A 6,344-nucleotide genomic window follows, 5' to 3' on the forward strand; every position below is an offset into this window, starting at 1 on the left:
GCCCCGGCGGCACCTCGGTGAGCTGCTCGCCGAGCCTGGCGCCGCCGCGGTGGACGACGACCGCCCCGGCTCCGGTGGACCGGCCGAGCTCGGCGACCAGGATGTCTGCTGCCGCGGTGGTGGCGTCGAGTTCGACGAGGCGCACCAGCCGATCCGGGTACTCCCTGGCCAGCGTCCGGAACAGCCCGCGCAGGCCGGCGGCGCGCTCGGTGGGCAGCGCCCGCTCCGCCGCGGTGGGTCCAACAGATCCGTCGGGTGTGCCGGGTCCGCCGGCTCCGTGGGGTGTGCCGGGTCCGCCGGCTCCGTGGGGTGCGGCGGGTCCGCCGCGCGCGACGGCTCCGCCGGGTCTGAGAGGGCCGGACGGATCGGCCGGACTGACGGGGGCGGGTGGACTGGCCGGGCCGGCCGGGTCGGCGGCAAGCGGGCTGACGGCGATCACCCAACGCGGCCCGGCCCGCAGCGCCGCACGGATTGCCGCGAACGTCTCCGGCAGCTCCGGCTCACCCTCGGCGCGAGCCCAGCCGCACAGGTAGAGCACCCCGTCGAGCCGCTGCGGTGGCGCCTCGGCCAGCTCCGTGGCGGTGCGGACGGTGACCGTCGCCCCAAGATCCGCCAGCCGGGTGACCACCGGGTCGGCGACCTGGTGCACCGTCACGTCGCCGAACACCGTCCAGTCGGTGCCGGCGAGGTCGACCGCGTCAGCGATCAGCGGTGCGGGGACGGTCCTGAGCATGAACCGGGTCGGCGCCCGCCCACCACCACGGCCGCCGGGCTCGCCTGGGCCCGAGTCGACGCCCGGCGGGACCGTCCCAGCGGCCGTCGCGGGTGCTGTAGCTGCGGCGGTCGGGAGTGCGACGGCGGTCGGAAGTGCTGGGGCGGTCGGAAGTGCTGGGGTGGCCGGGAGTTTTGGGGCGCCCGGGGCTGCCGGTACTTTCGGGGCTGCCGGAGACTTGTCGGTTGTTGAGGGCGCGGTGAGTGTGGTGGGGCCGGGTCCTGCGGTGCGCTCGGTGAGCCAGGTGGTGATGGTGCGGACGGTGCGTAGCCGGCTGAGTTCTTCCACGGCGCGGGGGCCGAGTGCGTCGGTGAGGTTGAGTCTTTGGGTGAGCAGGCCGGCGATCTCGGTGCGTTTGATGGAGTTGACCGACAGGTCGGTCTCCAGGTCCAGGTCGGGTTCGATCATCTCGGTGGGGTAGCCGGTGCTGCCCGCGAGGAGATCGAGCACGACGGCGCCGACGTCGACCGCGGCGGTGGCGTCCCCGTTACCGCCCGCCGGGCCGGTCCCGCCGTCTGCCGCGTCGGCCTCGCCGTCTGCCGTTACAGGTCGGCCGCCGGCCGCGGCAGGTCGGCCATCACCGCCGCTGGGCAGGCCGGATATCCCCGTCGGCGCGATGTCCGCTGGCAGGCCCATCACCGGTGCGGTCATTCCCACCGCGGCGATGTTCGCCGGCAGGCCCATCACCGGTGCCGTCGTTCCCACCGCGGCGGGGGCGGCCGGCGGCACCAGGCCGGCTGCGGCCGGGGCGCCCAGGTAGGACAGCAGGACGTCGCGCTGGGCGGCGAGCATGTCCCGCGCGGTCGTGAGGAAGTGGCCGACCAGGGCCTCCCGGGTCGGTGCGTCCGCGGCCCGTCTCGTGGCGGTCTGCTGTCCGAGTGCCCCCGACTGCGCGAGCATGGCGGGCAGGCTGCCCACGGGGGCATGGGTGAGCGTCGCGGGCTGGCCGGACACCGGCGTCCGAGCGGGGGGCGCCGCAGGCCCGGCCGCCACTGCTTGCCCGGCCAGCACTGCTTGCCCGGCCGCCACGGGTTGCCCGGCGGCTGACCCTGCGGGGTGGCCCGCGTGGCCGGCCGATGCGAGGGGAACCCGCCGGGCCGGTGCGAGCCCCCCCGGCAGCGGCCCTCCGTCCGCCGTCAACACCGCCCGGCCGGTCACGCTCCACCGTGGGCGGACCGGTGGCCGGCGGCCCCGCAGGTCGGCGGCGTCGCGTCCCTCCACCAGCCAGTCCGGGTGCAGGGTCACCCCGGCGACGGCGAGCTGCGCCACCGCGTCGAGGAAACCGCGCAGGCCACCGCGGCGCCCGTCGCAGGCGACCGCGACGTGTGGGCGCTCGCCGAGAATCTCGTTGACGAGCCCGGTCAGCACTCGGCCGGGACCGGCCTCGACGAATACCCGTGCCCCGGCGGCGTACATTGCCTCGATCTCCTCGACGAACCGGACGGGCGCGCCCACCTGCGCCGCGAGCTCCGCTCGCACCGCCGCGCCCCCATCTAGTGCCGCGGCGCCAGCCGGCTCCGCGGCGCCGCTCCGATCCGTGTGCCCGTCCGCGTCCCCGGGCTTGCTGGGTGCATGCCGTCCGTCGACCTCGACTGCGGCCGGTTCGGTGCTGGCGCGCGGGCCGGCGACGGGGTAGGGGGAGGCGGTGCGGTTCGCCCACACCGGCAGCCGGGGCGCCGTCACCCGGGTTCGGGCGAGAACCTCGGCGAACCGGTCGCCGGCGGCGGCGACCAGTGGGCTGTGGAACGCGCACGCCACCGGTAGCCGCACTGTCCCCAACCCGGCGGCGCGCAGCAGGTCGACGGCCCGCTCGATGCCGGCCGTCGCTCCCGAGATCACCGACTGGTCGGGGGCGTTGTGGTTGGCCACGACTACCTCGTCGGCGAGCCCGGCGTCCGCAAGCACCGCCTCGATCCTGGCCGCGCCGGCACGGACCGCCGCCATCGTCCCCGGATCGCTCATCTGCGTCCCCGGGTCGCTCATCTGCGCCGCCGGGTCGCTCATGTGCGCCGGCGGATCACTCGCTCGCGCCGCTGGATCGGTCCGGTCGTCACCGGCGGACGCTTCCACCGCGGTCATGATCGACTTTCCGCGGGCGGCGCTGAGTTCCAGTAGCGTCTGCGGGTCGAAGGCACCGCCGGCGGCCAGTGCCACCAGTTCCCCGTAGCTGTGCCCGGCGAGCAGATCCGGTCGCACCCCGAGCCGGTTCAGCAGGTGGTGGACGGCGAGCCCGGTGATCCCGAGCGCCGGCTGGGCGACCCGGGTGTCGCGCAACCGCGCCTCGGCGTCCACGCCCCCGTCGCCTTCCACCGCTGTGACGAACTCGGACGGCGGATGCAGCAGGTCCGCCCAGGCGTCACCGGCTCGCAGGTAGTCCTGCAGCTCAGGGAAGGCGACGAACAGATCGGCGAGCATCCCCGGTCGCTGGCTGCCCTGCCCGGGGAAGAGCACCGCCACCTGCCCCGGTGTGGTGGGGGTCGCGGTGATGGTGGTGGGCTGAGCGGCTGCGGCTGCGGCTGGGGCGACGAGGGCCTGGGCGATGAACAGCCCGCGACCGGGGCGCGCCTGCGGGGTCGCCGTCCGGGCCAGCAGGTCGGCGAGATGGTCGAGGTCGTCGGCGACGAGGGCAAAACGCACCGGCCCGCGGCGCTCCCCCGCCATCCGCGCCGCGGTCGCCGCGAAGTCGCGCAGCGCCCAGGGCCGTCCCGCCGCGTCGTTCGCCGCGAGCAGGCGGCGCAGTTCCTCGACGGCCTCCCCGGCGGCGTCGAGGTCCGTTCCGCGGATCAGCAGCAGCTCGGCGGGCCAACGGTCCAGTGCGTGACGGGCCCCGGCTGTCCCCGAATAGCCGGCGATGACGGCATGATAATTGGCCCCGCCGAACCCGAAGGCGCTCACCGCCGCGACCCGCCGCGCCGGCGGGACCGGCCACGGGCGGGCTGTGGCCGAGAACGAGAACGGGCTGCTTGCCGCGTCCCAGGCCGGGTTCGGCTCGCGCACCCCCAGCGTTGGCGGGCGCACGCCGTGATGCAGTGCCAATGCCACCTTCACCAGCCCGGCGAGACCGGCGGCCGTCTTGGTGTGGCCGATCTGCGACTTCACCGAGCCGAGCGCGCAGGCCCCCGCCGTCGCGCCCGCGGCCGTGAACACCTCGGTGAGCGCGCTGAGCTCGGTGCGGTCCCCGACGACCGTGCCGGTGCCGTGCGCCTCCACGAGGCCGACGTCGGCGGGGGAAACCTCGGCGGCGAGGTAGGCGCGTTCCAGCGCCACGCGCTGCCCATCGGCCCGCGGTGCGGTCAGGCCGAGCGAACGACCGTCGCTGGCCGCGCCGAGCCCCTTGACCACCGCGTACACCCGGTCGCCGTCGCGTTCGGCGTCGGCGAGCCGCTTGAGCACGACGCAGGCGACGCCCTCGCCGAGTGCGGTGCCGTCCGCCGAGGCGTCGAACGGCCGGGGGGCGCCCGTGGCGGACAGCGCGCCCACCGAGGAGAACATCAGGTAGTCGAGGATGCCGTTGTGCAGGTCCGCACCGCCGCAGAGCATCACGTCGGCGGTGCCGAAACGGAGCTCCTTGCAGGCCATGTCCAGCGCGGTCAGCGACGAGGCGCAGGCCGCGTCGACGACGTAGGCGGGGCCGCCGAGGTCGAGGCGGTTGGAGACACGATTGGCGATGATGTTGCCGAGGATGCCGGTGAACGTCTCCTCGGTCACCCTGGGTAGCTGGTCGTCCAGTTCAGCCGGCACCCGGCCGTAGTAGGCGGGCAGCAGCCCGCGCAGGGTGATGGCCGCGGACAGGTCGCTGTTCGTCTCGGTGCCGAACACGACACCGGTGCGGGCCCGGTCGAAGCCCGTGGGGTCCAGACGGGCGTCCTCGATGGCGCGCCGGGCGGTCTCCAGGGCGAGGAGCTGAACCGGCTCGATGCTGGTCAGCGCGGACGGCGGGATGCCGTAGCGGAGCGGGTCGAACGGGATTCGCGGCAGGAACCCGCCCACCTTCGACCGGGTCCGCTCGCCGTTGGGGCGCCCGTGACCGCCGTCGCCGGCGTCGAAGTAGATCTCGGGATCCCACCGGTCGGCCGGCACCGGGCCGATCGCGCTCGCTCCGGCGACGATGTTCGACCAGTAGCTCGCGAGGTCGGGCGCGTCCGGGAAGACGCAGGCCATTCCCACGATCGCGATGTCCAACGGGCCCGGGCCGGGCACGCTGGACCTGGCCGTGGAGCTCGTGACCGCCGCGGCCGAGAACGGGGCTGAGTCGGCCATCCGGGTGCCGGTCAGCCTGCGGATCCGGCCCGACTGGTCGGCGAGGAACCGGCGGGCCCGGATGGTGACGTCGTCATGCAGGTCCGCGATGGTGGTCGCAGTCGCGCGCAGCACGGCGACCTGACCGGCCATGAACAGGCCCTCAGCCTGCTGGCGTTCGGCGTCGACGGGCAGCAGCTGCGCGCCGCGACGTTCCAGGCCCTTGCTCGCCAGGCGTAACCGTCCGACGTTGAGCTGTTCGAGCCGCTCCCATGCCTCATGGTCGGCGACGCCGTCCGCGCGCAACTGTGCGCGTAGCTCGTCGAACTGGTCGACGAACGGGCTGGTCACGCAGCGGGTGAGATGGCCCGGCGCGGTCGCCAGCAGCGCCGTGGCGCGGGCCCGAAGCGCCTGGCGCTGGAACTCGGTGCCGATGGCGCCGTCGCGGACCGCCTCGCCGGTGAACAGGTAGGCGGTCCCCATCAGCAGGCCGACCTCGACGCCGCGGGCGGCCAGCGGCCCGGCCAACGCGGCGACCATCGCCGCGGACCGGGCGTCGTGGATGCCGCCGGCGAACAGCACCTGGACGGGCGCCGGCCGAACCGCCGAAGCGCCCCTTCCGCCGAGGCTTCTTCCGCTGTCGGGGCCCCCGTCGCTGAGGCCCCCGTCGGCGGGGCCTCTGTCATCCTCGGGGCCTCTGTCGTCGGCGGGGTCTCTGTCGTTGGCGGGGCCTCTGCCGTTGAGGTCTCTGCTGTCGGGGCCCCCGTCGTCGAGGTGGTCGAGCAGGACGCCGGCCTGGGCCTCCCACAGCGGGAAGCTGCCCCGGGGGCCGACGTGGCCGCCGCACTCGGCCCCCTCGAACACGAACCGCCGCGCCCCCACGGCCAGGTACTGGCGCAGCAGCGTGGGCGAAGGGACGTGCAGGAAGGTGGGAATCCCAAGCCGTTCGAGCTCCTCGGCCTGGCCCGGTCGGCCCCCGGCGATGATGACGCACGACGGCCGGATCTCCCGGACGGCGTCGAGCTGGGCGGCCCGCAGGTCCTCGGCGACGAACCCGAGGATGCCGACCCCCCAGGGCCGCGCGCCCACCGCGTCGCGGGTCTCGGCGAGCAGTCGACGGGCCTGCTCGCCGCTGGCCAACGCGAGCGCGAGGAACGGCATCGCACCGTCGCCCGCGACGCTGCGGGCGAACGCCGGCGAGTCGCTGACTCGGGTCATGGGCCCTTGCGCGACGGGGCGGGTGAGGCCCAGCGTGGTGCACAGCGGTGAGTCGCCGGTGAGGATCGTCGCGGCGGCCGCGGCCTCGGTGCCGTCGGCGGTCGCGGCGATCGCC

At 75.2% G+C, this 6,344-nt stretch carries 1 protein-coding gene; it reads right to left on the reverse strand.

Translation table 11 applies throughout. The features are described from left to right. The coding region (locus tag ND748_RS34200; RefSeq protein WP_285902533.1) for a type I polyketide synthase at positions 1 to 6,344 on the reverse strand (6,344 nt) is incomplete at both ends.

It is taken from the genome of Frankia sp. AiPs1 (assembly GCF_023716945.1).
GTDB lineage: Bacteria > Actinomycetota > Actinomycetes > Frankiales > Frankiaceae > Frankia.